Source organism: Aeromicrobium sp. (assembly GCF_025965075.1).
Taxonomy (GTDB): Bacteria; Actinomycetota; Actinomycetes; order Propionibacteriales; family Nocardioidaceae; genus Aeromicrobium.
Genome location: NZ_JAOPXQ010000075.1, coordinates 1 through 24,349 on the forward strand (window position 1 = coordinate 1; position 24,349 = coordinate 24,349).

Here is a 24,349-nt window from a genome sequence, read left to right on the forward strand (position 1 = left end):
GGCGCACCGGTCGCGGCGCTGGCCCGGACGACGTCGAACACGTCGGTCGTGCGGTGTCCGGCGGTCAGGGCCTGCTCGGCGGCGGCCTGGATGACCGGACCGTCCATGACGGGATCGCTGTAGGGCAGCCCGACCTCGACGAGGTCCACTCCCCCCTCGACCATGGCCTCGATCGCGCGGATCGACTGGTCCTTGGTGGGGAAGCCCGCCGGCAGGTAGCCGACCAGGACGGCGCGGTCCTCAGCGCGGGCCTTCTCGAAGACCTCGGCGATCGAGCTCACTCCTCCACCCCCTGCTCGAGCACGACGGGCTCCTGGATGAGGCCGAAGTACTCCGCAGCGGTGTGGACGTCCTTGTCGCCACGGCCCGACAGGTTGACGAGGATCGTCGCGTCCGGTCCCAGCTCCTTGACCAGGTCGAGCGCGCCGGCGAGGGCGTGCGCCGACTCGATCGCCGGGATGATGCCCTCGGTCTTGCACAGCAGGTCGAAGGCCGCCATGGCCTCGGCGTCGGTCGCCGGGGTGTAGGTCGCCCGGCCGATGTCGGCGAGGTAGGAGTGCTCCGGGCCGACGCCCGGGTAGTCGAGGCCGGCCGAGATCGAGTGCGAGTCGACGGTCTGCCCGTCCTCGTCCTGCAGCAGGAACGATCGCGCGCCGTGCAGCACGCCGACCTCGCCGGCGGTGATCGGCGCGGCATGGCGCCCGGTCGCGAAACCGTCACCGCCGGCCTCGATCCCGACGAGCCGGACGTCGGCGTCCTCGATGAACGCCGTGAACAGGCCGATCGCATTGGACCCGCCTCCCACGCAGGCCACCGCGGCGTCGGGCAGCCGGCCGTCGAGGGCGAGCACCTGGGCGCGCGCCTCGTCGCCGATCCCCCGGGTCAGGTCGCGCACCAGGGTCGGGAACGGGTGCGGGCCGGCCGCGGTGCCGAACAGGTAGGACGTCGTGTCGACGCTGGCGACCCAGTCGCGCAGCGCCTCGTTGATGGCGTCCTTGAGGGTCCGGCTGCCGCTCGTGACCGACACGACCTCGGCACCCAGCATCCGCATGCGGGCGACGTTGAGCGCCTGCCGCTGCGTGTCGACCTCGCCCATGTAGACCGTGCACTCCAGGTCGAGGTAGGCGCACGCCGTGGCGGAGGCGACGCCGTGCTGGCCGGCCCCGGTCTCCGCGATCGCCCGCGGCTTGCCGATGCGCTTGGCGAGCAGGGCCTGGCCCATGACGTTGCGGATCTTGTGGGCGCCGGTGTGGTTGAGGTCCTCGCGCTTGAGCAGGATCCGCGCGCCGGCCGCCTCGGAGAAGCGGTGCGCCTCGTAGAGCGGGCTGGGCACGTTGGCGTACTCGCGCAGCATGCGGTCGAGCTCGGCCATGAAGGCCGGATCAGCCTTGGCGTCGGCCCACGCGCGGTCGAGCTCGTCGAGCGGGGCGACGAGGGCCTCGGGCATGAACCGGCCGCCGAAGCGTCCGAAGTGACCGGTCAGGTCGGGCTGTGCGTAGGTCATCGTGTCCTCAGAGGTTCAGGGCGGCAGCGAACGGTCGAAGGCGCGTCACTGCCGGAGCAGCGACGCCTCTACCAGCGGTGCTGGAGGGCCGGGTGCGCTCCGGCGGCCACCAGGTCCGCCACCGTCGCCCGCGGGTCGTCCCCGCGGACGAGGGTCTCGCCGACCAGCACGACGTTGGCGCCGCTCTTGGCGTAGTCGATGACGTCGCGCGGTCCGCGCACGCCGGACTCGGCGACCCGGACAGCCGTGTCGGGGATCAGCGGCGCGAGGCGGTCGAACGTCGTGCGGTCGACCTCGAGCGTCTTGAGGTTGCGGGCGTTGACGCCGATCAGGTCGGCGCCCGCGTCGATCGCGCGCTCGACCTCGGGCTCGTCGTGCACCTCGACCAACGGGGTCAGGCCGATCGAGCGGGCTCGCTCGATCAGGCTCTCCAGCGCGTTCTGCTCGAGGGCCGCCACGATCAGCAGGGCCATGTCGGCACCGGCCGCGCGGGCCTCCCACAGCTGGTAGGAGGTCGTGATGAAGTCCTTGCGCAGCACCGGCACGTCGACCGTGCCGCGCACCGCCCGGAGGTCGTCGAGCGTCCCGCCGAAGCGGCGCTCCTCGGTCAGGACGCTGATCGCCGCGGCGCCGCCGGCGGCGTAGTCGGCTGCCAGCGCCGCCGGATCCTTGATCGCGGCGAGCGCACCCTTGCTGGGGCTCGAGCGCTTGACCTCGGCGATGACCGAGACGCCGTCGCTGCGGAAGGCGGGCATCGGATCGAGGGCTGGGTTCTGCCGCGCGGCCTGGGCCTTGAGCTCGTCCAGCGTCGTGCGCTCCATGCGGGCAGTCAGGTCCTCGGCCACTCCGGCCAGGATCTCGTCGAGCACTGACATGGGATCCTCCTCTGCCGGTCGGTGGTCTGTCGTCCCCAGAATAGCCCTGCGGCGACACGTCGTCTCCCTGGGTTCCTCCAACACGCCGGATCACTATGCTCCTCGGCATGACCTCGAACGAACCGCCTCCCTATCCGGGACAGTCCAACGAGCCCACTCCACCCCCGAGCTACGGCTCGACCCCGCCGCCCGCCGGCGGCTACCCGCCGCCCGGAGGCGGCTACCCGCCGCCGGCCGCACCTGGTGGTTACGGAGCCCCGCTCGAGAGCAACAAGAAGGCCCTCTGGTCGATGATCCTCGGGATCGTCTCGATCCTGTGCTGTGGTCTGGTCACCGGTCCCATCGCGATCGTCCTGGCCAACCAGGCCAAGGGTGAGATCGCCGCGACGGGCGGCGTGCAGCCCGGCGCCGGCCAGGCCAAGGCCGGATTCATCCTCGGCATCATCGGCATCGTGCTGTGGGTCCTCGGGCTCATCGCCCGCGTCGCCATCGCAGCCGGCTCGTGACCGATCCGTCGCTGCCGTCGGGCGATCCCGGCGGCAGCGACGGGCAGGTCAACCGCAAGGCGGTCTGGAGCGTCGTCTGCGGCACCGTAGCCTTCGCGACCCTGTACGTCTTCCCGTTCGGTGCCCTGGTGCTGGGCTTCCCCGCGATCACGAGTGGCATCCACGCCCGCCGGGAGATCATCGACTCCAAGGGCGAGCAGCACGGCGACACGGTCGGCGTCATCGGCATCATGATCGGCGCCGGCGCCATCGTGACGTTCCTGGTCTCCGGCGCGCTCGACCTGCTCAGCCAGTGAGGCTCAGGGCGCCAGCCAGGCGCCCCACGGGGTGTTGCGCAGCACCCCGAACACCACGATCAGCGGCACCACGACCCATGCCGCCCGGGTCGTGAAGACGACCATCGGCACGTCCCGGCCCCGCGCCCGCCGGACGGTCCAGACGAGCCAGCTGACCGCGAGGAACGCCACCAGGCACACCGCGGCCAGGTTGCTGCTGACCGCCGCCGCGACCTCGCCGCGGGTCAGGTCGTTGACCGCCCGCAGGCCACCGCAGCCGGGGCATGGCAGGCCCGTGAGGACCAGGAACGGGCAGTAGCCGTAGGCCCCGGACTCGTGCGGGTCGTGCAGGTGCAGCAGGATCGCGGCGCCGAGGCCGACGCCGCCGACGATCGCCGGATCGCGCAGCAGCGCCCGGGTCGTGCGTCCGGGGGCCGTCCGCGCCGTGGTCATGACACCGTGCTCATGCGACCGTCAGCCCGATGATCATCAGCACCGTGACCAGGCCCCAGATCACGGTGCCGACGATCCCGGTGATCAGCCCGGCCCGGGCGAGGCCCTCGCCCGCCTGCACGCCGGGGCGGGCCTTGAGCTCGTTGCCGGCCAGGATGCCCAGCACGATCGCGGCGGGCCCGATCAGGAGTCCGAGGTAGCAGAAGAAGATCGACACGATCCCGAGCACGAGTGCCGCGATGGCCTTGCCGTTGGTCGGGACCGGCGGCCGGGGGGCGTACCCGTACGGCTGGCCGTACTGGGGCTGGCCGTACTGGGGCTGGCCGTACTGGGGCTGCCCGTACTGGGGCTGGCCGTACTGGGGCTGGCCGTATTGCGGCTGCCCGTACTGCGGCTGTCCCCAGACGGGCTGACCCTGCGGCGGCTGCTGGCCGTGCTGGGGCGGGGCCTGACCGTACGCCGGAGGCGCCTGCTCGTCCGAGCCGTCGCCGCTGGGGTAGGACGGGTACTCGGGACGGTCGGGCATGGGCTCAGTCGTGCTCGGGGGCGCGGTCCACGCCCATGCCGGCGGCCGACATGACCAGGCCGACCAGGCCCGCGGCCAGCGCGATGACGGTGCCGATGATGAAGAGGACCCAGTTGGGGTTGGGGATCAGGGCGACGCCGCCGATGGTGATGCCCACGAGCGCCATGATGACGGCGGTCCAGGCGGCGGGGGAAGATCCGTGCATGCGTTGACTCCTCGAGGTGGCGATACTCCGCCCAGACTACTGGGTGGGATCGTGCCCCTCGTCCATCGCCTTCCACATGTCAGCGTCGGTTGCCCCACGTTCGGCGGCGGGGCGGGCGGCGGGCGCGTCGTAGCGGCTGCTCATGGTCGGCCAGGTGTGGCCGAACCGTGCCGTGACGGCACCGAGCAGCGCCGAGAGGACGAAGGCGACGACCGCGACCAGGTCCCATGCCGTGTAGGTGGCGCCGCCGGTGGCATCGCCCCCGGTGTAGGCCGGTGACTCCTCCGCGGCGGACCGCAGCGCGTCCTGCAGGCCGTCGCGGCCGTCGAGGATCGCAACCACCGCACCGATCGACACCAGGACGATCAGCACGCCGACGCCGCGGCGGATGCGGGGCGACGAGGCCAGGATCGCCAGCGCCGAGGTGATGACGACCAGGGCCAGTGCCGAGGCCAGCGGGTAGGCGTCCGCGCCCGTGACCGACACCGAGTCGCTCGGCAGCCCGTCGGTCGCGATCCGCACCGACGCCCAGTGCCGGGCCACGGCGAAGAACGCCAGCCCGCCGACCGCGACCGTCGCGAGGACGACCGGGACGTAGAGGCGGCGGGACCTCACAACAGCCGGTCCGCGTCGAAGCACGTGTCGTCGCCGGTGTGGCACGCCGGCCCGGTCTGATCCACGACGACCAGCAGGGTGTCGCCGTCGCAGTCCAGGCGAACCTCCCGGACGGCCTGCGTGTGCCCCGAGGTCTCGCCCTTGACCCAGTACGCCTGCCGGCTGCGGCTCCAGTAGGTGCCCTTGCCGGTCGTGAGCGTGCGGTGCAGCGCCTCGTCGTCCATCCAGCCGACCATCAGCACGTCGCGCGTCGCGGCGTCCTGGACGACGGCAGGCACGAGACCGGCGGCGTCCCGCTTGAGACGGGACGCGATGGCGGGATCGAGGGAGGTCACGGGGTCCATCCTCTCAGGCCCGTCGACACCGGTGCCTCACACCGGGTCCACGACGGGCGGAGCCGACAACGAGGCCTGGGCGACCCAGCTCGCGTGTAGCCGGGCGTACACCCCGCCCGCCCCGACCAGCTGGGCGTGGCTGCCGTCCTCGACGATGCGGCCGGCGTCGAAGACCAGGATCCGGTCGGCGTTCTCGGCGGTCGACAGGCGGTGCGCGATCGTGACGCTGGACCGGCCCTCGAGCAGCGTGTCGAGCGCGCGGGTCGCGCGGAGCTCGGTCTGCGGGTCGACCGCGCTGGTGGCCTCGTCCAGGACGATGAACTCCGGATCGGCCAGCGCCGAGCGGACCAGGGCGACGATCTGCCGCTCCCCCGCCGACAGTGACTCGCCGCGCTGTCCCACCGCGGTGTCGAGGCCGCGCGGCAGCGAGGTGAACCAGTCGACGAGGCCGAGGTCGTCGATGACGTCGGTGAGGTCCTGGTCGGTCGCGTCCTTGCGGCCGTAGAGCAGGTTGTCGCGCAGCGTCGCGTCGAACAAGAAGCCCTCCTGCGGCACCATCAGGACGTGCTGGCGCAGGTCGGCGAACGACACTGTGCTGATGTCGGTGGCGCCCAGCCGGACGACACCGCGGGTGGGGTCCATCAGCCGGGTCAGGAGCTTGGCGAACGTCGTCTTGCCCGAGCCGGTCTCCCCCACGACCGCGACCCGCTGGCGCGGCTCGATCACGACGTCGATGTCGCTCAGGACGTCGGGCCCGTCGGGATAGGAGAACGTGACGTGCTCGAACCGGGCGCCCAGCGCACCGTCGGGCAGGGACGCGCCGGCGGCACCGGGGTCGACGACGTCGGCGGGCGTGTCGAGCAGGTCGATGACTCGGCGCCACGACGCGATCGCGTTCTGCGCGTCGGTCAGCACCTGGGTCGCGGTCTGCACCGGGCCGACGAACAGGCCCACGAGGAAGGCGAACGCGATGACGGTGCCCATCGACAGGTCGCCGCGGACCCCCAGCACGACACCGACCGCGATGACCGCGCCGTTGGCGAAGCCGCCCGCGACACCGGACGACGCGAACGTCACGGCGACGAGCTTCTGCGCGCCGACGTTGGAGTCGAGGTTGCGCTTGATGCCGCGGTCGACGCGGGCCTGGGTGCGGCGCTCGATGGCGTACGCCCGGACGACCGAGGCGCCCACGACCGGCTCGGCGATGACCGCGAGCATCTCGCCGACCGTGCGGCGGACCGTGTCGTACGCATCGCTGAGCCGCTGGGCGAACCACTTCAGGCTGATCGCCAGTGGCAGGAAGCACACCAGGACGACGACTGTGAGCTGCCACGAGTAGTAGGCCATGATGATCGTCGCGACGACGATCTGGCCCATGCTGACGACGATCTGGATGCCGGTGAACTGCAGGAACTGCGAGACCTGGTCGATGTCGGAGGTCACCCGCGACACCAGGACCCCACGGCGTTCGGAGTTCTGCGTCAGCATCGACAGGTCGTGGACGTGGCGGAACGCGTCGACGCGCATCTGCGCCAGCCCGGTCTCGCTCGCGACGAACAGCCGGATGCGCATCCAGTAGGCGATGCCGCCGGTCAGCAGGATCAACGCGCCCGCGATCGCGAGGAAGCCGCCGATGTCGCTGACGCTCGCGTCGCCGCCGTCACCCAGGCCCGAGTCGACGGTGCGCTGGATCAGGATCGGGATGACGGACCCGCCGACCGTGCTGAGGATCGCCAGCAGGATCGTCAGGCCGAGGCCGTCCTTGATCGCCGGGGACAGCGCGAGGCCGCGCCGGAGGATCTGGGTGCCGCTCTGCCGCTCCACGGTGGTGGTGTCCGTCATGACAGGGCCTCCCTCGCCTGGTCGTAGGCGTTGACCAGGTTGCGGTAGTCGGCCGAGGTCGCGACGAGCTCGGCATGGGTGCCGCGGGCGGCGATCGCGCCGTCGTCGAGGAACACGACCTCGTCGGCCAGGGCGATCGTGGCCTTGCGGTAGGCGACGACCAGGACCGTGGGGCCCTCCCCGTCGGCGGTGTGCGCGGCCAGGGCCTTGAGGATGCGCTGCTCGACCTCCGGGTCGACGGCGCTGGTGGCGTCGTCCATCACGAGCAGCCGCGGTCGGCGGACCAGCGCCCGGGCGAGCGACAGGCGCTGCCGCTGCCCGCCGGACAGCGTCGTGCCGCGCTCCCCCAGCTCGGAGTCGAGCCCGCGCGGCAGGGCCGTCACGAAGTCGGCCGCCTGGACGGTCTGCAGCGCCTCCCACACCTCGTCGTCGGAGAAGTCGCCCCCCAGGGTGACGTTCTCCCGCACGCTGTCGTCGAACAGGAACGTGCCCTGCGGGACGACCGCGATGGCGCGGGCGAGCTCGTCGTGGCTGAGGTCGCGGATGTCGACCGGTGGCTCCCCCGAGCCCACGGGGTCGACCGTGATCCGGCCGTCCTGCGGGTCGACGAGGCGGGTCAGCAACGACGTCAGGGTGCTCTTGCCGCTGCCGGTCGCGCCGACCACGGCGACGACCCGGCCGGGCGGGACCTCGAGGTCGATGTGTCGCAGCACGTCGCGGTCGGCGTCGGGGAACCGGAACGTCACGTCGGTGACCCCCAGCGCGACGGGACCGGTGCCGGCGAGGGACTGCTGGCCGTACGGCATCGAGCCGCGCTCGTCGAGCACCGCCTCGACGCGCTCCCAGCTCACGACGCTGCGCGGGAGCTCGCCGAGGACCCAGCCGATCGCCCGCACCGGGAAGGCGACGACCGTGAACAGGTAGGCGACCGACACGACGTCACCGGGATCGGCGGCGCCGCTGGCGACCCGGCCGACGCCGAGGATCACGACCGCGAGGATGCCGATGTTGGGCAGCGCCTCGAGCAGCGGGTCGAACATGCTGCGGATGCGGCCGACCGCGATGTTGGCGTCCCGCAGCTCCTCGGTGACATCGCGGAACCGGTCGGTCTCGTCGGTCTCTCGGCCCAGGGACTTGACCACCAGGGCGCCGTCGAACGACTCGTGCGCGACGGCGCTGACCGAGCCGCGCAGGGCCTGCGCGTGGGCGACCCGCGGGGACAGCCAGCGCTGGTAGAAGACGTTGATGACGAACAGGAGCGGGAAGACCACGAGCCCCACGAGGGTCAGCACGAGGTCGGCGCGCACCATCTCGACGATCGCCGCGACGAGCATCGCGATGACGCCGATCGCCATCGGCAGCGGCATGAACACCGACCAGGCGCCCTCGACGTCCGCGTTGGCGTTGGACAGCAGCTGCCCCGTCGGGTGGCGGTGGTGCCACGCCATGGGCAGCGAGAGGTACTGCCGGGTGACCCGGCGCCGGTAGTCCGCGACGAGCCGGTAGTAGACGATGCCGCCGATCAGCCGGCGGGCCACGATGCCGAGCGCCCGCAGGATCGCGACGGCCATGAACAGGCCGATCGCCGCGGCCAGGGCGCCCTCGGTCACGTCGCCGCGCTCGAACGACGGGCGGATCACGTGATCCGTCGCCCAGCCCAGCACGCGGGCGTCGGCGACCGTCATGAAGCCGAACAGGACGCTGCCGACGACCGACACCCAGAACAGGAACCGCTGCTCCTTGATCCCGCGCCCGAGCAGGGCGAAGCCCCGCCGGGTCATCCGGTCGGTCCGGGCGGAGCCGAGGTCCGAGCCGCCGGGCTCGACCGCGTTGGTGTCGGGCGTGGTCGGGTCGGTCAGGTCCGGGGTGTCGCTAACGGACACGGTGGCCAGCTGCTCGCAAGGTCTCTTTCACCTGTCCAATGGTCATGTCGCCGAAGTGGAACACGCTCGCGGCGAGCACTGCGTCGGCACCGGCATCGATGGCCGCGGGGAAGTGCTCCAGCCGGCCGGCGCCGCCACTCGCGATGAGCGGCACCTGTGTAACGTCACGGACCGCCCGAATCATTTCCAGGTCGAAGCCGTCCTTGGTCCCGTCGGCGTCCATCGAGTTGAGCAGGATCTCCCCCGCACCCAGCTCGGAGGCCCGCCGCGCCCACTCGACGGCGTCGAGGCCCGCGGACGTACGACCGCCGTGCGTCGTGACCTCGAAGCCGCTCGGCTGCTCGCTGCTGCGGCGCGCGTCGACGCTCAGGACCAGCACCTGGTTGCCGAACCGCTGGGCGATCTCGGCGATGACCTCGGGGCGGTTGATCGCGGCGGTGTTGATGCCGACCTTGTCGGCGCCGGCGCGCAGGAGCCGGTCGACGTCCTCGGGTGTCCGCACCCCCCCGCCGACCGTCAGGGGGATGAACACCTGGTCGGCGGTCCGGCCGACGACGTCGAACGTCGTGCTGCGGCTGTCGGAAGAAGCGGTGATGTCCAGGAACGTCAGCTCGTCCGCGCCCTCGGCGTCGTAGACCTTCGCCATCTCGACCGGGTCGCCCGCATCGCGCAGGTTGACGAAGTTGACACCCTTGACGACCCGACCGTTGTCGACATCCAGGCACGGGATCACACGCACGGCAAGACTCACCTGAGGAGCCTATCCGCACCCCCCACCAGAGCCGCGAGTGGCGCAAGACGAACCGCGAGTGGCGCACGATGATCGATTTCGGACGGCGTGTCGTGCAGATCTGCGCCACTCGGGGACGGGTGTGCGCCAGTCGGTGCGCCGGCTACTCGTCGATCTGCCGCCGGGTCCGTCGCGTCTCGGCGAGCCGCTGCTCGATCTGCTCGATCCGGTCCTCGGCGTGCATCCGGGTCGAGAAGTATCCGATCCCCACACCGACGAACGGGAACACCGGCCAGAAGAAGTACGGCCCGCCGCCCGCGACGCTGGTGGCCGCCCAGATCGCGAGGCACACCGTCGAGACGAAGATCCACCCGTTGCGGGCGTCCCGCAGGTCGCGCTGGTACTTCACGACCGCCTTCGCGCGCAGGTCGGCCGCGACGTCCCGCCTGGCCGGCTCCAGGGGAGCAAGATCGCGCAGCAGCGGGAGGAAGTCGCCGACCGTGCGAGCACCCAGCGCGGCGCCGGACCGGTGGTCGTACTCGGTCCGGGTCAGTCGCCCGTCGGCGTACGCCTCGCGCAGCACGTCGGCGGCATGGTCACGATCGGCGTCCGTCGCGCGGAGCTCGGCCGAGCCGGGCAGACGTGGATCGGCCGAGAAGGCCCTCCAGGCATTCGTCGACGCAGCTCCCATGACAGCAGCCTAGGCGCTGACGGGGGCTCGCTCGGGTCCGCGAGTGGCGCAAACCGGTCCCCGAGTGGCGCAGATCTGGGCGACTCGCCGTCCAGATTCAGTCATCTTGCGCCACTCGCGGATCTGGTTGCGGGTCAGAGGTCGGCTACTGCGGCCAGGGCTTCGGGGAGGGTGAACGCTCCGGCGTACAGCGCCTTGCCGACGATCGAGCCCTCGACGCCGAGGTCGGTCAGCGTGGCGATGTCGCGCAGGTCCTGCAGGCTCGAGACGCCGCCGGAGGCCACGACGGGCTTGGCGGTCTGCGCGCAGACCTGACGGAGCAGCTCCAGGTTGGGGCCGGTCAGGGTGCCGTCCTTGGTCACGTCGGTCACGACGTAGCGGGCGCAGCCGTCACGCTCGAGGCGGGCCAGCACCTCGAACAGGTCGCCGCCCTCCTCGGTCCAGCCGCGGGCGGCGAGCGTCGTGCCGCGGACGTCGAGGCCCACCGCGATCTGGTCGCCGTACTGGCCGACGACCTTGGCGCACCACTCCGGGTGCTCCAGCGCGGCGGTGCCGAGGTTGACCCGGGTGCAGCCCGTCGCGAGGGCGGCCTCGAGGGAGGCGTCGTCACGGATCCCGCCGGAGAGCTCGACCTTGACGTCCAGGCGTCCCACGACCTCGGCGAGCAGCTCGCGGTTGGAGCCCTTGCCGAAGGCCGCGTCGAGGTCGACGAGGTGGATCCACTCGGCCCCGTCGGTCTGCCACTGCAGGGCGGCGTCGAGCGGGGAACCGTACGCGGTCTCGCTGCCGAGCTCACCCTGGACGAGGCGCACGGCCTGCCCATCGGCGACGTCGACGGCTGGAAGGAGCTCAAGAGTCACGTGGGTGATGTTATCTGTCGGCGTCCGGACCTACCGTGGCGGCATGAAGGTCATCCTGGTTCCCGGATTCTGGCTCGGTGCGTGGTCGTGGGACGAGATCGTCCCGACCCTGGAGGCCGCCGGCCACGACGTCACGGTCCTGACCCTGCCCGGCACGGAGGCCGACGCCGAGCGCCACGACATCGGGCTGGCCGACCACGTCGCGGCGATCGTCCGTGAGGTCGACGCCGCGGTCGATCCCGTCGCACTGGTGGGCAGCAACTTCGCCGGTACGTTGGTGCAGCTAGCGGCCAACGAACGCCCCGCGTCGATCGCGCTGGCGGTCTACGTCGACGCGCTGCCGAAGCCGGTCAGCGCCCAGCCCGGCACCGAGCCGGCCGGCGTCGAGATCGCCTTCTCCTGGGACGAGCTGACCGCCGACGAGCAGCGCGACCTCACCCCGGAGCAGCGCACCGACATCGAGCGCCGGGCGATCCCCTTCCCCGCCCAGGTGGTCCGCGACGGCTGGGACCTGGCCGACGGCCGCCGCCATGCCGTGCGCAGCCTGATCGTGGCCACGGGCTTCTCGGCGGCCGATCTCGAGCAGTGGCGCACCGACTATCCCCAGGTCGGTGCCGAGCTGGATGCGCACACCGACCTGACCGTCGTCGAGCTGCCGACGAGCCACTGGCCGCACCTGACCAGGCCCGACGAGCTGGCCGAGATCCTCCTCGAAGCGATCTGAGCAGCACCCGACAGAGCCCGGTCGACGGGACCTTTGGGCCCTCGTGCCCACCGCAGGCACCGGCCTACGCTGACGGGACCTGACCCGATGGAGGGACCCGTCATGCCCCAGTCGTCCGCGCGAGCCCGCCGACTCGCGGCACCGATCATCGCGGCAGCGGTGCTCGCCGCCTCCCTCACGACCGGGGTCGGTCCGGCCCAGTCGGCACCCGCCTCCACGGGCACGGGCGACTCCCTGTTCCCCGACGTCGGGACCTCGGCGTACGACGTCAAGCACTACGACATCGACCTGGCGTACGCCGCGGACGGCAGCATCCGCGCACGGACCACGATCCAGGCCCGGGCTGACCACCGGCTGTCGTCGTTCGACCTCGACCTGGTCGGCCTGACGGTCGACCGGGTCCGGGTCGACGGCCGGCCCGCGGAGGCCAGCCGCACCGGCGAGAAGCTCACGGTCACACCCGCTCATCCCATCATGGGCAGCTTCCGGACGGTCGTCGACTATCACGGCACCCCGCAGACGTACACCGATCCCGACGGCTCCAGCGAGGGCTGGGTACCGACGTCCGACGGCGCCACGGTGCTCGCGGAGCCGATCGGCGCGATGACCTGGTTCCCCGACAACAACACGCCGCGCGACAAGGCCACGTTCGACATCGCGTTGACCGTGCCCCGGGGGCTCGAGGCGGCGTCCAACGGCGTCCTGGAGTCCCGCCGTCACCGGGCCGGCACGACGACGTGGTCGTGGAGCCAGGACCGGCCGATGGCGCCCTACCTCGCGATGATCTCGATCGGCCAGTACCAGGTCTTCACCTCCTCGATGGAGCTCAAGAGCGGGCGGCGGCTCCCGATCGTCTCGTTCGTCGACCCGTCGTTCGGTCCGCTGGCGCACCAGCGGCAGCTGCTCAAGGACGCGATCCGGTACGGGGAGCGCATCTACGGCCGTTATCCCGGGAGCAGCGCCGGCATCGTCGTCGAGGACGTCGGCGTCGGCTACGCCCTCGAGACCCAGGACCGGGCCGTCTACGACGGGGCCCCGGACGACCTGACGGTGGTCCACGAGACGGCCCACCAGTGGGTCGGCAACTCGGTGGGCCTCACCGACTGGGGCGACATCTGGCTCAACGAGGGCTTCGCGACGCACGCCGAGTGGTCCTGGACGGCGGCGACCGGCGGCACGACGCTCGGCGAGTCGTTCGCCGAGGCGTACGCCTCGCATCCCGCGGACGACCCGTTCTGGGACCTCCCGCCGGCCGACCTGGGCGATCCGGCCAACCTGTTCGCCGAGCCGACGTACGCCCGCGGGGCCATGACCCTCGACGCGCTGCGCCAGCGGATCGGCGGCCGGGACTTCGCCGAGCTGCGCAGGACGTGGACGACGCGGCACCGGGGCGGGAACGTCACGACCCGCGACCTCGTCCGCCTCGCCGAGCGGATCTCGGGCGAGGACCTCGACGCGTTCTTCCAGGCCTGGCTCCTCACCCCCGAACGCCCCGCGCTGTAGGACCTACAGGGTCGCGACCCAGTTCTCGAGCAGCCGGCGCCCGGCGTCGCCGGACTTCTCGGGGTGGAACTGCGTCGCCCACAGCGGGCCGTGCTCGACCGCCGAGACGAAACGCTCACCGGCGTACTCGGTCCACGTCACGGCCGGCGGCTTCATCGCCGGCGGCTGCGACAGGACCCAGTCCCGCAGGCCGTAGGAGTGCACGAAGTAGAACCGCTCGTCCTCCAGGCCGGCGAACATCCGTGACCCCTCGCCGGGCTGGACGGTGTTCCACCCCATGTGCGGGACGATCGGCGCCTGCAGCCGCTCGATGACACCGGGCCACTCGCCGCAGCCCTCGGTCCGGACGCCGTGCTCGATGCCCTCGCCGAACAGGATCTGCATCCCGACGCAGATCCCGAGCACGGGGCGGTTGGCGATGAGCCGACGCTCGATGATCCGCACCCCGTCGACCCCGCGCAGGCCCCGCATGCAGGCCTCGAACGCCCCGACGCCCGGCACGAGCAGCCCGTCGGCCTCCGCCGCGACCTGGGGGTCGCTCGTCAGCTCGACCTCGGCCCCGGCCCGCTCGAGCGCGCGGACGCCCGAGCGGAGGTTGCCGGAGCCGTAGTCGAGGACGGCGACGCGCTGGCGCGTCACAGAGCACCCTTCGTGCTGGGGATGCCTGACTCGCGCGGGTCGATCGCGATGGCGTCACGCAGGGCGCGCGCAACGGCCTTGAACTGCGCCTCGGCGATGTGGTGCGGGTCGCGGCCCTCGATCAGCCGGACGTGCATCGTCAGGCCGGCGTGGTGGGCCAGCGACTCGAGCACGTGTGCCGTCAGCGAGCCGGAGTAGGAGCCGCCGATGATCGCGGTGATCTGCCGGTCGGGCTCGCCGGAGTGCACGAAGTAGGGCCGACCGGACACGTCGACGACGGCCTGGGCGAGCGACTCGTCGAGCGGGACGAGCGCGTCGCCGTAGCGCTTGATGCCGATCTTGTCGCCGAGCGCCTCGCGCAGCGCCTGGCCGAGGCAGATCGCGGTGTCCTCGACGCTGTGGTGCGCGTCGATGTGCAGGTCGCCCTCGGTCTTGACCGTCAGGTCGATCAGCGAGTGCCGCGAGAACGCGGTCAGCATGTGGTCGTAGAACCCGACCCCGGTCGAGATGTCGTTGGCGCCGGTGCCGTCGAGGTCGACCTCGACGACGACGTGCGACTCGGAGGTCTTGCGCTCGATGCGTGAAGTGCGGCTCATGTCGCGACTACCTCTTTCAAAGCGGCATAGAAGATGTCCATCTCGGCGGGCGTGCCGACCGACACGCGGAGCCACTGGTCGGGACCAGTCTCCCGTATGAGCACTCCCCGGTCGACGAGGCCCTGCCAGATCGCGTGTCGGTCCTCGAACCGGCCGAACAGGACGAAGTTGGCATCCGACTCGGCGACGTCGTAGCCCTCGCCGACCAGCCAGGCCGCGAGCTCGTCGCGGGTCGTCCGGAGCTCGTCGACGCGGGCCAGCAGCTCGTCGCTGTGGCGCAGCGCGGCGACCGCGGCGGCCTGGGTCACGGCCGACAGGTGGTAGGGCAGCCGGACGATCCGCAGCGCGTCGATGATCGCGGCATCCGCGGCGACATAGCCCAGACGGCCACCGGCCAGCGCGAACGCCTTGCTCATCGTGCGGGACACCAGCAGCCGAGGGAACTCGTCGAGCACGTCGAGGGCGCTCGGGGTGCCCTCGCGGCGGAACTCGGCATACGCCTCGTCGACCACGACGACGCCGGGCGCCGCCTCGGCCACGGCGCGGATCGTGTCGAGCGGCAGCGCCGTCCCGGTGGGGTTGTTGGGTGAGGTCAGCAGGACGACGTCCGGCCGCTCGGCGGCGATCAGCGCGAGCGCCCGGTCGACGTCGACCGTGAAGTCCTCCTCGCGCTGCCCCGCAACCCAGCGGGTGTGGGTGTCGCGGGCGTACTCGGGATACATCGAGTACGTCGGCGCGAACGACAGCGCGGTCCGTCCGGGCCCGCCGAAGGCCTGCAGGACGTGCAGCATGACCTCGTTGGAGCCGTTGGCGGCCCACACCCGGTCCCCCGTCAGCCCGTGGCCGAGGTACGTCGCGAGGTCGGCGCGCAGCTGCACGGCCTCTCGGTCGGGGTAGCGGTTGAGGGTCGTCGCAGCGACCCGCACCGACTCGGCGATGTCGGCGGCCACCTCGACACTCGGACCGTAGGGATTCTCGTTGACGTTGAGGTTGATGACGTCGGGGATCTGCGGAGCACCGTACGGCTCGTAGCCCCGCAGGTCCTCGCGGATCGGGACCCAGGCGGGCAGCGGCATCAGCGGTCCGTCCGGATCGAGACGGCGGCCCCGTGGGACGGCAGGTTCTCGGCCTCCGCGAGCGTGACGACGTGGCCGCCGACCTCGCGCAGCGCGTCCTCGGAGTACGTCACGACGTGCACGTTCCGGCAGAACGCGCGGACCGACAGCCCCGAGGAGTGGCACGCGCAGCCGGCCGTCGGCAGGACGTGGTTGGAGCCCGCGGCGTAGTCCCCGAGGGACACCGGGGTGTGGGAGCCGACGAAGATCGCGCCGGCATTGACGATGCGGCCCGCGACGGTGCCGGCGTCGGCGGTCTGGATCTCGAGGTGCTCGGCGGCGTAGCCGTTGGCGACCTCGACCGCCTGGTCGAGGTCGCGGACCAGGACCGTCGCCGACTGGGGGCCCTCGAGCGCGATCCGGATGCGGTCGGCGTGCTTGGCCGAGCCGATCTGGGTCGCGAGCTCGGCCTCGACGGCGGTCGCGAGCACCTCGCTGTCGGTGATCAGCACCCCGGCCGCCATGGGGTCGTGCTCGGCCTGTCTGATCAGGTCCGCGGCGACTATCGCGGCGTCCGCGGTGTCGTCGGCGATGATCGCGATCTCGGTCGGGCCGGCCTCGGAGTCGATGCTGACGGTGCCCTGCAGGTGGCGCTTGGCCGCGGCGACGTAGATGTTGCCGGGTCCCGTGATGAGGTTGACGGGTCGGCACTCACCGGCGCCGTAGGCCAGCATCGCGAGGGCCTGCGCGCCACCGGCGGCATAGACCTCGTCGACGCCGAGCAGCGCGCACGCGGCCAGGATCGTGGGGTGCGGCAGTCCGCCGAACTCCGCCTGCGGCGGGCTCGCCAGGGCGATGCCGGGGACGCCGGCGACCTGGGCCGGCACGGCGTTCATGATGACGGTGCTGAGGAGCGGCGCCAGGCCACCGGGGACGTACAGGCCGACCCGCTGCATCGGCACGATGCGGCGCTCGACCGTCGCGCCCGGGGCCACGTCGGTCACGATCGATCGTTCGAGCTCGGCCTCGCACGTCTGCCGCAGCCGGCGCACGGACTCCTCCAGGCCGGCACGGATCTCCGGCGCCAGCTCGGCAAGCGCGTCGGCCAGCGCCGCGACCGGCACCCGAAGCTGCGCGGGACGGATCCCGTCGAACCGCTCCCCCGCCTCCAGGACGGCGTCCTCGCCGCGGGTGCGGACGTCCTCACAGATCGGGACGACGGCCCGCAGTGCGTGCTCGACGTCGACCTCTGCGCGCGGCACGGCAGCGGCGTAGACCGCCGCCAGGTCCTCGGTCGCCGGGTCGAGCTCACGCAGATCTAGACGTCTCATCACGCCCCCAAGTCTACGGACGGTCTACGGTGGTCCTGTGGCCGCCAACCAGAAGCCCACCGAAGCGACGCCGGCATTCATCGCCCTGCACCGCGCGAACGTGCCCTTCACGCCCCACTCGTACGTCCACGACCCCCGTGCGGAGTCGTTCGGCATGGAGGCGGCAGAGGCCCTCGGGGTCGAGCCGGGCCGGGTCTTCAAGACGCTCATGGCGGTCGTCGACGGCGAGCTGTGCGTCGGTGTCGTGCCGGTCATGGGATCGCTCGACCTCAAGGCCCTCGCCGACGCGCTGGGCGGCAAGCGGGCCCAGATGGCCGACGCCGCCCAAGCCCAGCGGGCCACCGGCTACGTCATCGGCGGGATCTCGCCGGTGGGCCAGAAGAAGCCGCACCGCACCGCGATCGACAAGTCCTCGGCGCAGTGGCCGACGATCTTCGTCTCGGGTGGTCGACGCGGGCTGGAGGCCGAGCTGCAGCCCGGCGACCTGGCGCAGATCACCCGCGCCGTGATCGCCCGCATCGCGCGTTAGCTGGTCTGATCAACACCGGCCGGCGTGCGATCGTCGGCGGCCTGGTCGCGCTGGCCGAGCGTGCCGAGCACGACACCGACGAGCGCGAAGATCGGCCACACCAGGAACGGCGCGACCCCGTCGACCGCAAGCTGGGCCGGGATCGTGTCGCCGACCTCGACGCCCGAGACCGACGCCGGGTCCGGGGGCCCGAGCTCGACGCCGACGCGCCACGCGATGACCGCGGCCAGGACCGACAGCACGACGACGATCGGCGTGATGACCCAGCCGATGTCACCCAGCGCAACGGTCGTGGCCCACGCCCACAGCCAGGACGTCACGGCCCCGATCAGGACGAACACCACGATGACCGAGAACTCGCCCTTGGCGGCGGCCTCGGTCAGCACGATCCCCTCGGCCCGGGCCTCCCACTCGGCGGGGTTGGCCAACCACAGCCAGACGAAACCGGCCGCGATGCCCAGCAGGAGCATCGCGGCGGCGGACAGCAGGAGACGTCTCACGACAGACAATGGGGGCCCAACAGCTCTTTGAGGTCGGCGATCAGTGAGGACGACTGTGCCACACGCAGGCTGTCGTCGAGCCGCATGACCTTGGTCGTCCCGTTGCCGATCAGGCGCAGGTGCACCTCGGACATGCCGGGGTGCGTCGACAGCACCTGCTTGAACGTGCTGACGGTCTCGGCGGTGCAGCGGGCCACCGGCAGGCTGACGACCAGCGGCCGCTCCGGGCCGCCGGACCCCATCGCCGGCATCGTGACCTCGAGCGCGTTGAGCTCGATCCCGTCGTCCTTGCGCCGGACGCGCCCCTTGACCACGACGATCGTGTCGGGCACCAGGACCGGCATCGCGAGCTGGTAGGCACCGGGGAACACCATGACCTCGATGCCGCCCTCGAGGTCCTCGATCGTGATCGAGGCCCACGGGTCGCCCTTCTTGCTCATGCGCCGCTGCACGCCCGTGATGAGGCCACAGATGCGGATCGTGCTGCCGTCGGGGAGCTCGGCGTTGGTCAGCAGGTCACCGACGGTGCAGTCGCTGCTGGCCCGCAGGACGTGCTCGAGGCCCTGCAACGGGTGGTCCGAGACGTACAGGCCGAGCATGTCGCGCTCGAACGCCAGGAGCTGGGTCTTCTCCCACTCCGGCATCGTCGGCGGCACCTCGATCGTGCCGCCGGTGAACAGCTCGTCACCGCCACCGAAGAGCGAGTCCTGGCCGATCGCGGCCTGCCGCTTGAGGTCGATGTAGAGGTCGACGCCCTCCTCCGCGACGGTCGTCAGCGCCCGGCGCCGGTGTCCCAGCGAGTCGAACGCGCCGGCCTTGATCAGCGAGTCGAGCACGCGCTTGTTGCACACGTGCGCCGGCACCTTGTCGAGGAAGTCGTTGAAGTCGCTGTAGGGGCCACCGGCGGTGCGGCCCTCGAGGACGCCGGCGACGACGTTCTCGCCGATGTTGCGGATCGCGCCGAGGCCGAAGCGGATGTCGGCGCCGACCGAGGCGAAGTTGGAGACCGACTCGTTGACGTCCGGCGGCAACACCTTGATGCCCATCCGGCGGCACTCGTTGAGATAGATCGCCGACTTGTCCTTGTCGACGCGGGTGCTGGTCAGCAGCGCCGCCATGTACTCGGCCGGGTAGTTGGCCTTGAGGTAGGCGGTCCAGTAGGAGATGACGCCGTAGGCAGCCGAGTGGGCCTTGTTGAAGGCGTAGTCCGAGAACGGCAGCAGGACTTCCCAGAGGGTCGTGATGGCCTTCTGCGAGTAGCCCCGCTCGAGCATCCCGGCCTGGAAGCCGGCGTACTGCTTGTCGAGCTCGGACTTCTTCTTCTTGCCCATTGCGCGGCGCAGGTTGTCGGCCTGCCCGAGGGAGAACCCGGCGAGCACCTGGGCGATCTCCATGACCTGCTCCTGGTAGACGATCAGGCCGTAGGTCTCCCCCAGCACCGTCTCCAGCGGCTTCTCGAGCTCGGGGTGGATCGGGTCGATCGGCTCGCGGCCGTTCTTGCGCCGGGCGTACTTGTTGTGCGAGTCCGCACCCATCGGGCCGGGTCGGTAGAGCGCGCCGACGGCCGAGATGTCCTCGAACTTGTCGGGCTTCATGCTGCGCAGCAGCGCGCGCATCGGTCCGCCGTCGAGCTGGAAGACGCCGAGCGTGTCGCCACGCGCCAGCAGGTCGTACGTCGCGGGGTCGTCGAACGTCAGGTCCACGAGCACCAGCTCGATGTCGCGGTTGCGCTTGATGTTGACCAGGGTGTCGTCGAGCACCGTGAGGTTGCGCAGCCCCAGGAAGTCCATCTTGACCAGCCCGAGCGCCTCGCACATCGGGTAGTCGAACTGGGTGATGATCGCGCCGTCCTGCTCGCGCTTCATGATCGGCACGATGTCGATCAGCGGATCGCTCGACATGATGACGCCGGCGGCGTGCACGCCCCACTGCCGGATCTGGCCCTCGAGGCCCAGCGCGGTCTGGTAGATCTTGCGGACGTCGGCGTCGTCGTCGTGCAGCTTGCGGAAGTCGGCACCGTCGCCGTAGCGCTTGTCGTCCTTGTCGAATAGACCCTTGAGCGTGACGCCCTTGCCCATGATGTCGGCCGGCAGCGCCTTGGTGATGCGCTCGCCGTGCGAGAACGGGTAGTCCATGACGCGCGCGGCGTCCTTGATGGCGGCCTTGGACTTGAGCCGGCCGAACGTCGCGATCATCGCGACCCGCTCCTCGCCGTACTTGTTGCTGACGTAGCGGATGACCTCGACGCGACGACGCTCGTCGAAGTCGATGTCGAAGTCGGGCATCGACGGGCGCTCGGGGTTGAGGAACCGCTCGAAGATCAGTCCGTGCGTCAGGGGGCAGAGATCGGTGATCCGCAGCGCGTAGGCGGCGATCGAGCCGGCTCCCGATCCACGGCCCGGACCGACGCGGATGCCGTTGTCCTTGGCCCAGTTGATGAAGTCGGCGACCACGAGGTAGTAGCCGCAGTAGCCCTTGCTGCGGACGACGTCGAGCTCCATCGTCGTGCGTGCGCGGACCTCGTCGGTCAGCTTGTCGCCCGGGTAGCGGCTCTCGATGCCCCGCCAGACCTCCTTGGTGAACCAGGAGTCCTCCGTCTCGCCCTCGGGGATGTCGGCGCGGGCCATGTAGCCACCGTTGGACTCGGTGAACTCGACATTGCAGCGCTCGGCGATCAGGAGCGTGTTGTCGCACGCCTCCTTCAGGTCGAACCGGTCCTCCCACAGGTCCCGCATCTCGGCGGCGGACTTGATGTAGAAGTCGTTGGAGTCGAACTTGAACCGGTTGGGATCGGTCAGCGTGCTGCCGGACTGCACGCACAGCAGCGCCGAGTGCGCCTCGGCGTCCTCGGGGCTCGTGTAGTGCGAGTCGTTGGTCGCGATGGGCGGCAGGCCCAGGTCGTCCTTGAGCCGCAGGAGCCCGTCACGGACCGTGCGCTCGATCTCGAGGCCGTGGTCCATCAGCTCGAGGAAGAAGTTCTCCTTGCCGAAGATGTCCTGGAACTCGGCGGCCGAGGCGCGGGCCTTCTCGTAGTTGCCGATGCGCAGCCAGGTCTGGATCTCGCCGGACGGGCAGCCCGTCGTCGCGATGAGCCCCTTGCCGAAGCGCTGCAGGAGGTCACGGTCCGCGCGCGGCTTGCGGTACTGCCCCTCCAGGCTCGCGTAGGACCCGATCCGGAACAGGTTGTGCATGCCCTCGGTGGTCTCCGACAGCAGCGTCATGTGGGTGTACGCACCACGGCCCGCGACGTCGGCGTCCCGGGCGCCCTTGTTCCACTGCACGGCCTTCTTCTCCGTGCGGGGGATGTTGGGCGTGAGGTAGGCCTCCATGCCGATGATCGGCTTGACCCCGTGCGCCTTGGCCTTGCGATAGAAGTCGTAGGCGCCGTGCAGGTTGCCGTGGTCGGTCATCGCGATCGACGGCATCCCCAGCTCCGCGGTGCGCTCGAACAGCCCGTCCAGAAGAGCCGCGCCGTCGAGCATCGAGTACTCCGTGTGCACGTGCAGGTGCACGAAGGACGAGTCGCTCGACATCGAAAAATGGCCTCCGGGGCTGCACTGCTGCATGACTGCTGCGTGGGGAAAACTGCGATCTACGGGGAAGGACTACAGCCTAGTCGAGGGGTCCGACAGCCGGTGACGACGCGCCGTCGCGGGCCACCGGGCGGCGGGTCCGTCGGCGCCCGGCCCCCATACTGGGGCCATGACCGAGCACGCAGATCGCGAGAAGCGGACCTTTGCCACGGTGGACGAGTTCCTCGAGGCAGCCACGTACGACGTCGAGCCGCGACTCGCCGAGATGCGACGGGTCATCAGCGACGCGCTCCCCGACGCCGAGGAGACGATCAGCCACGACATCCCGTCCTACCGGCAGCACGGCGTCGACGTCGTCCAGTTCTCCGGCCACGACGAGCACACGTCGCTCAACTTCTTCCCGACCGCCCGGACGTTCGCCCACTTCGACACCGAGCTGCAGCCGTACCGGACGTCGAAGTCGGCGATCCGGTTCCCGCTGGACGAGCCGCTCCCGGTCGACCTGATCCGCGCGATCGCCGAGTTCCGGCTGGCCGAGGCCGCCGAGTTCGCCGCGCGCAAGCGCTCCGGCGCGTAGACGTCGCCGACGACCTGAAGAATTGCCGGTCCGGAACTACGCTGGCCAGATGTCCACGACCCTCGGCGGCCGCTACCGGCTGATCTCCGTCCTCGGCGGGGGCGGCATGGGCGACGTCTGGCGTGCCCACGACGAGGTCCTGCAGCGCGAGGTCGCGGTCAAGGTCATCCGCCCGCACCTCGCCGACGACGACACGCTCCGCGCGCGGCTGCGCTCCGAGGCCCGGATGGCCGGCTCGCTGCACCACCCCAACATCGTCGACGTGTTCGACTACGGCGAGGACGAGCAGGACGGCCACCCCGTGCCCTACCTGGTCATGCCGTTGGTCGACGGCGAGCCGCTGTCGCAGCTGATCGCCACCCGCGGTGCCCTCTCCGCCGGGGAGACGATGGCGATCGTCCGGGACGTCGCGAGCGCGCTGCAGGTCGCCCACGAGGCGGGGATCGTGCACCGCGACCTCAAGCCCAGCAACATCGTGCTGACCCCCGACGGCCGGGCCATGCTGATGGACTTCGGCATCGCCCGCACCACCGGCGGCGAGCCCCTGACCCAGACCGGCTCCCTCGTCGGGACGGCCGACTACCTGAGTCCCGAGCAGGCCTCCGGGCGGACCGTGACGGCGGCGTCCGACCTCTACGGCCTGGGCATCGTGACGTACGTCTGCCTGACCGCGACCCTGCCGTTCCACCGCGACACCGACATCGCGACGGCGCTGGCGCACATCCGCGACGAGCTGCCGCCCCTGCCCGCGACCGTCCCGGCCGCCGCCTCGGCGCTGGTCGAGACGCTCCTGGCCAAGGTCCCGGCCGACCGCCCCGCGTCGGCATCGGCCGTGGTCGGTGCCGCCTCGCCCCTGGCCACGGCTGTCCCGGTGCCGTCCGGCGGGTCTCCGGACCTCGGCGGCCCCGACACGGAAATCACCGCATCGGCGCACCCCGACGAGACCCTGCCGGGGATCGTCGAGCGCGCGGTTCCGGTCGGTGCGGTCGCGACGGCCCAGCACGGCACGTCGCAGCTCGACCTTGTCGACGCGGGCACAGCCGTCGGTGACCCGGCGACGGGCCCGGTCGAGGCGCAGGACGACGACCGGTCCCCCCGCCGGATGATCCTGCTGGTCTCGGCCGTCGTCGCGGTCATCGCCGTCGTGGCCGCGTGGCTGCTGATGAGCGGCCCGGACCAGGTCGTCGTCCCCGACCTCGTGGGCAAGAGCCGCACGCAGGCGGTGCGGCTGCTCGAGGCCAAGGGGCTGACCGCCGACGTCACCCGGGTCGACGCGGCCGGGGCGAAGTCCGGCGAGGTCGTCGACCAGGCCCCGGAGGCCGGCGACACGGTCGACGAGGGCGGCTCGGTGGCCCTGAGCGTCGCGACGGGCAAGGACCCGGACGGCGACTCCGGGGACGAGGGCGATCAGACACAGGAGCCCGACCAGGACGGTGGCGAGACCAGGGATCCGACGACTCCGGCGCCGACGACCCCGGAACCCACCACGACCGAGCCCACGACCCCCGAGCCGACGACTCCCGAGCCCACCACGACCCGGCCCACGACTCCCAAGCCGGCGGTCACGACTCCCCCGCCGACGACGTCGACCCCGTAGGCGTACGCCTCAGGCCGGCTCGCTGCGCATCTGGCTGAGCCGGGCCCGGTATGCCGTCGCCGGGAGGTGGTCGACGTTGAGGGGCGGGTCGAGCTCGCCGACGACGCGCTCCCAGAGCTCGCGCAGCTCACGGGGATCAACGCCGGTCCACCACGTGATCGACAGGTGCTCGAGCATCCACTCGGTCAGCAGCGGGTCCTCCAAGGAGGTCATCCGCAGGTGGTGTCGCAGGATCGTCGCGAGCGTCATCCGGAACGTCGAGGCCCGGGCACGACCGTGCAGCTGGACGCGCTCGACGTGGTCCCGCAGGTTGAGGACCGGGTCGCAGATCGAGTGCCGGCTGGAGCCGCCGACCTGGCCGACGAACACCAGTCCGGCACGCACCGGGAGCTGCAGGCAGCGGTTGAGCTCGCGGGCCCCGACGGGATCGACGAACCAGCCGTACAGGCCCGGAACCTCCGGCAG

At 71.3% G+C, this 24,349-nt stretch carries 27 protein-coding genes; 7 read left to right on the forward strand and 20 right to left on the reverse strand.

All coding sequences use genetic code 11. The features are described 5' to 3' along the window. The 3 genes from JWQ91_RS04765 to trpC form a co-directional block, all read right to left on the reverse strand. Positions 1-281: tryptophan synthase subunit alpha (locus tag JWQ91_RS04765; RefSeq protein WP_297781518.1), on the reverse strand; the 281-nt coding region annotated here is incomplete at its 3' end. Beyond that, positions 278-1,504 (reverse strand): tryptophan synthase subunit beta, encoded by a 1,227-nt coding sequence (gene trpB / locus JWQ91_RS04770; RefSeq protein ID WP_297781520.1) that lies wholly within the window; start codon positions 1,502-1,504, stop codon positions 278-280. The genes JWQ91_RS04765 and trpB, both read right to left, overlap by 4 nt. Before the next feature lie 68 nt (positions 1,505-1,572). Next, positions 1,573-2,379 carry an indole-3-glycerol phosphate synthase TrpC gene (gene trpC, locus JWQ91_RS04775; RefSeq protein WP_297781522.1) on the reverse strand — a complete coding sequence of 269 codons (807 nt, stop codon included), beginning with the start codon at positions 2,377-2,379 and terminating at the stop codon, positions 1,573-1,575. A 107-nt stretch (positions 2,380-2,486) separates the two neighbouring features. Here trpC and JWQ91_RS04780 point away from each other — a divergent pair, with 107 nt between their 5' ends. Then, positions 2,487-2,885 (forward strand): DUF4190 domain-containing protein, encoded by a 399-nt coding sequence (locus JWQ91_RS04780; protein ID WP_297781523.1) that lies wholly within the window; start codon positions 2,487-2,489, stop codon positions 2,883-2,885. Next, positions 2,882-3,181: a hypothetical protein gene (locus JWQ91_RS04785; RefSeq protein ID WP_297781525.1), complete on the forward strand. Its 300-nt coding sequence runs from the start codon at positions 2,882-2,884 to the stop codon at positions 3,179-3,181. Before JWQ91_RS04780 ends, JWQ91_RS04785 begins: the two co-directional genes overlap by 4 nt. 3 nt (positions 3,182-3,184) lie before the next feature. Here the strand turns inward: JWQ91_RS04785 and JWQ91_RS04790 are convergent, their stop codons facing one another. The 10 genes from JWQ91_RS04790 to priA all read right to left on the reverse strand — a co-directional run bounded on the left by JWQ91_RS04790 (position 3,185) and on the right by priA (position 11,300). Further along, the gene (locus JWQ91_RS04790) at positions 3,185-3,613 is read right to left on the reverse strand and encodes a DUF2752 domain-containing protein (RefSeq protein ID WP_297781527.1); all 429 of its coding nucleotides are present in this window, start codon (positions 3,611-3,613) and stop codon (positions 3,185-3,187) included. Positions 3,614-3,623: 10 nt separating this feature from the next. After that, positions 3,624-4,139, reverse strand: coding sequence for a DUF4190 domain-containing protein (locus JWQ91_RS04795; protein ID WP_297781528.1), 516 nt, complete (start codon positions 4,137-4,139; stop codon positions 3,624-3,626). A gap of 4 nt (positions 4,140-4,143) precedes the next feature. Then, positions 4,144-4,344, reverse strand: coding sequence for an HGxxPAAW family protein (locus tag JWQ91_RS04800; RefSeq protein WP_297781530.1), 201 nt, complete (start codon positions 4,342-4,344; stop codon positions 4,144-4,146). A gap of 36 nt (positions 4,345-4,380) precedes the next feature. Next, positions 4,381-4,959, reverse strand: coding sequence for a Trp biosynthesis-associated membrane protein (locus JWQ91_RS04805; protein ID WP_297781531.1), 579 nt, complete (start codon positions 4,957-4,959; stop codon positions 4,381-4,383). Continuing rightward, the gene (gene hisI / locus JWQ91_RS04810) at positions 4,956-5,303 is read right to left on the reverse strand and encodes a phosphoribosyl-AMP cyclohydrolase (RefSeq protein ID WP_297781533.1); all 348 of its coding nucleotides are present in this window, start codon (positions 5,301-5,303) and stop codon (positions 4,956-4,958) included. The genes JWQ91_RS04805 and hisI overlap by 4 nt, the downstream gene beginning before the upstream one ends. Before the next feature lie 27 nt (positions 5,304-5,330). After that, a complete protein-coding gene (locus JWQ91_RS04815) occupies positions 5,331-7,136 on the reverse strand; it encodes an ABC transporter ATP-binding protein (RefSeq protein WP_297781535.1) in 1,806 nt (601 codons plus the stop codon). Continuing rightward, positions 7,133-9,019 carry an ABC transporter ATP-binding protein gene (locus tag JWQ91_RS04820; RefSeq protein WP_366521353.1) on the reverse strand — a complete coding sequence of 629 codons (1,887 nt, stop codon included), beginning with the start codon at positions 9,017-9,019 and terminating at the stop codon, positions 7,133-7,135. The genes JWQ91_RS04815 and JWQ91_RS04820 overlap by 4 nt, the downstream gene beginning before the upstream one ends. Beyond that, entirely contained in the window at positions 9,009-9,770 is a 762-nt protein-coding gene (gene hisF / locus JWQ91_RS04825) for an imidazole glycerol phosphate synthase subunit HisF (protein ID WP_297781537.1), read from the reverse strand. Before hisF ends, JWQ91_RS04820 begins: the two co-directional genes overlap by 11 nt. Before the next feature lie 142 nt (positions 9,771-9,912). Then, positions 9,913-10,440, reverse strand: a complete 528-nt coding sequence (locus JWQ91_RS04830; RefSeq protein ID WP_297781539.1) for a DUF1707 domain-containing protein — start codon at positions 10,438-10,440, stop codon at positions 9,913-9,915. A gap of 134 nt (positions 10,441-10,574) precedes the next feature. Next, positions 10,575-11,300, reverse strand: coding sequence for a bifunctional 1-(5-phosphoribosyl)-5-((5-phosphoribosylamino)methylideneamino)imidazole-4-carboxamide isomerase/phosphoribosylanthranilate isomerase PriA (gene priA, locus JWQ91_RS04835; RefSeq protein WP_297781541.1), 726 nt, complete (start codon positions 11,298-11,300; stop codon positions 10,575-10,577). Positions 11,301-11,343: 43 nt separating this feature from the next. Between priA and JWQ91_RS04840 the strand changes: the two genes are divergently transcribed. After that, entirely contained in the window at positions 11,344-12,024 is a 681-nt protein-coding gene (locus JWQ91_RS04840) for an alpha/beta hydrolase (RefSeq protein WP_297781543.1), read from the forward strand. Between the two features lie 102 nt (positions 12,025-12,126). Continuing rightward, positions 12,127-13,527: a M1 family metallopeptidase gene (locus tag JWQ91_RS04845; RefSeq protein WP_297781545.1), complete on the forward strand. Its 1,401-nt coding sequence runs from the start codon at positions 12,127-12,129 to the stop codon at positions 13,525-13,527. A gap of 3 nt (positions 13,528-13,530) precedes the next feature. Here JWQ91_RS04845 and hisH read toward each other — a convergent pair whose 3' ends face one another. Genes hisH through hisD form a run of 4 tightly spaced genes read right to left on the reverse strand, consistent with a single transcriptional unit; the run spans position 13,531 to position 17,151 of the window. Then, positions 13,531-14,166, reverse strand: coding sequence for an imidazole glycerol phosphate synthase subunit HisH (hisH, locus tag JWQ91_RS04850; RefSeq protein WP_297781547.1), 636 nt, complete (start codon positions 14,164-14,166; stop codon positions 13,531-13,533). Continuing rightward, entirely contained in the window at positions 14,163-14,762 is a 600-nt protein-coding gene (gene hisB / locus JWQ91_RS04855; protein WP_297781548.1) for an imidazoleglycerol-phosphate dehydratase HisB, read from the reverse strand. The genes hisH and hisB overlap by 4 nt, the downstream gene beginning before the upstream one ends. Further along, positions 14,759-15,838, reverse strand: a complete 1,080-nt coding sequence (locus tag JWQ91_RS04860) for a histidinol-phosphate transaminase (RefSeq protein WP_297781549.1) — start codon at positions 15,836-15,838, stop codon at positions 14,759-14,761. The genes hisB and JWQ91_RS04860 overlap by 4 nt, the downstream gene beginning before the upstream one ends. Beyond that, positions 15,838-17,151: a histidinol dehydrogenase gene (hisD, locus tag JWQ91_RS04865; protein ID WP_297781551.1), complete on the reverse strand. Its 1,314-nt coding sequence runs from the start codon at positions 17,149-17,151 to the stop codon at positions 15,838-15,840. Before hisD ends, JWQ91_RS04860 begins: the two co-directional genes overlap by 1 nt. Positions 17,152-17,185: 34 nt before the next feature. Here hisD and ybaK point away from each other — a divergent pair, with 34 nt between their 5' ends. After that, positions 17,186-17,677 carry a Cys-tRNA(Pro) deacylase gene (ybaK, locus tag JWQ91_RS04870; protein WP_297781553.1) on the forward strand — a complete coding sequence of 164 codons (492 nt, stop codon included), beginning with the start codon at positions 17,186-17,188 and terminating at the stop codon, positions 17,675-17,677. Here the strand turns inward: ybaK and JWQ91_RS04875 are convergent. Both JWQ91_RS04875 and dnaE read right to left on the reverse strand, forming a co-directional pair. Next, complete coding sequence (locus JWQ91_RS04875) at positions 17,674-18,177, reverse strand: hypothetical protein (protein ID WP_297781555.1); 504 nt, start codon at positions 18,175-18,177, stop codon at positions 17,674-17,676. The genes ybaK and JWQ91_RS04875 overlap by 4 nt on opposite strands. Continuing rightward, a complete protein-coding gene (gene dnaE, locus JWQ91_RS04880; protein WP_297781556.1) occupies positions 18,174-21,710 on the reverse strand; it encodes a DNA polymerase III subunit alpha in 3,537 nt (1,178 codons plus the stop codon). The genes JWQ91_RS04875 and dnaE overlap by 4 nt, the downstream gene beginning before the upstream one ends. Before the next feature lie 169 nt (positions 21,711-21,879). On the opposite strand from dnaE, the gene JWQ91_RS04885 reads away from it, so the two are divergent. Continuing rightward, positions 21,880-22,287: a DUF1801 domain-containing protein gene (locus JWQ91_RS04885; protein ID WP_297781558.1), complete on the forward strand. Its 408-nt coding sequence runs from the start codon at positions 21,880-21,882 to the stop codon at positions 22,285-22,287. A 49-nt stretch (positions 22,288-22,336) separates the two neighbouring features. Next, complete coding sequence (locus tag JWQ91_RS04890; RefSeq protein WP_297781559.1) at positions 22,337-23,884, forward strand: protein kinase; 1,548 nt, start codon at positions 22,337-22,339, stop codon at positions 23,882-23,884. A gap of 9 nt (positions 23,885-23,893) precedes the next feature. Here the strand turns inward: JWQ91_RS04890 and JWQ91_RS04895 are convergent. Then, a partial coding sequence (locus JWQ91_RS04895) for a GIY-YIG nuclease family protein (protein ID WP_297781560.1) occupies positions 23,894-24,349 on the reverse strand: 456 nt, incomplete at its 5' end.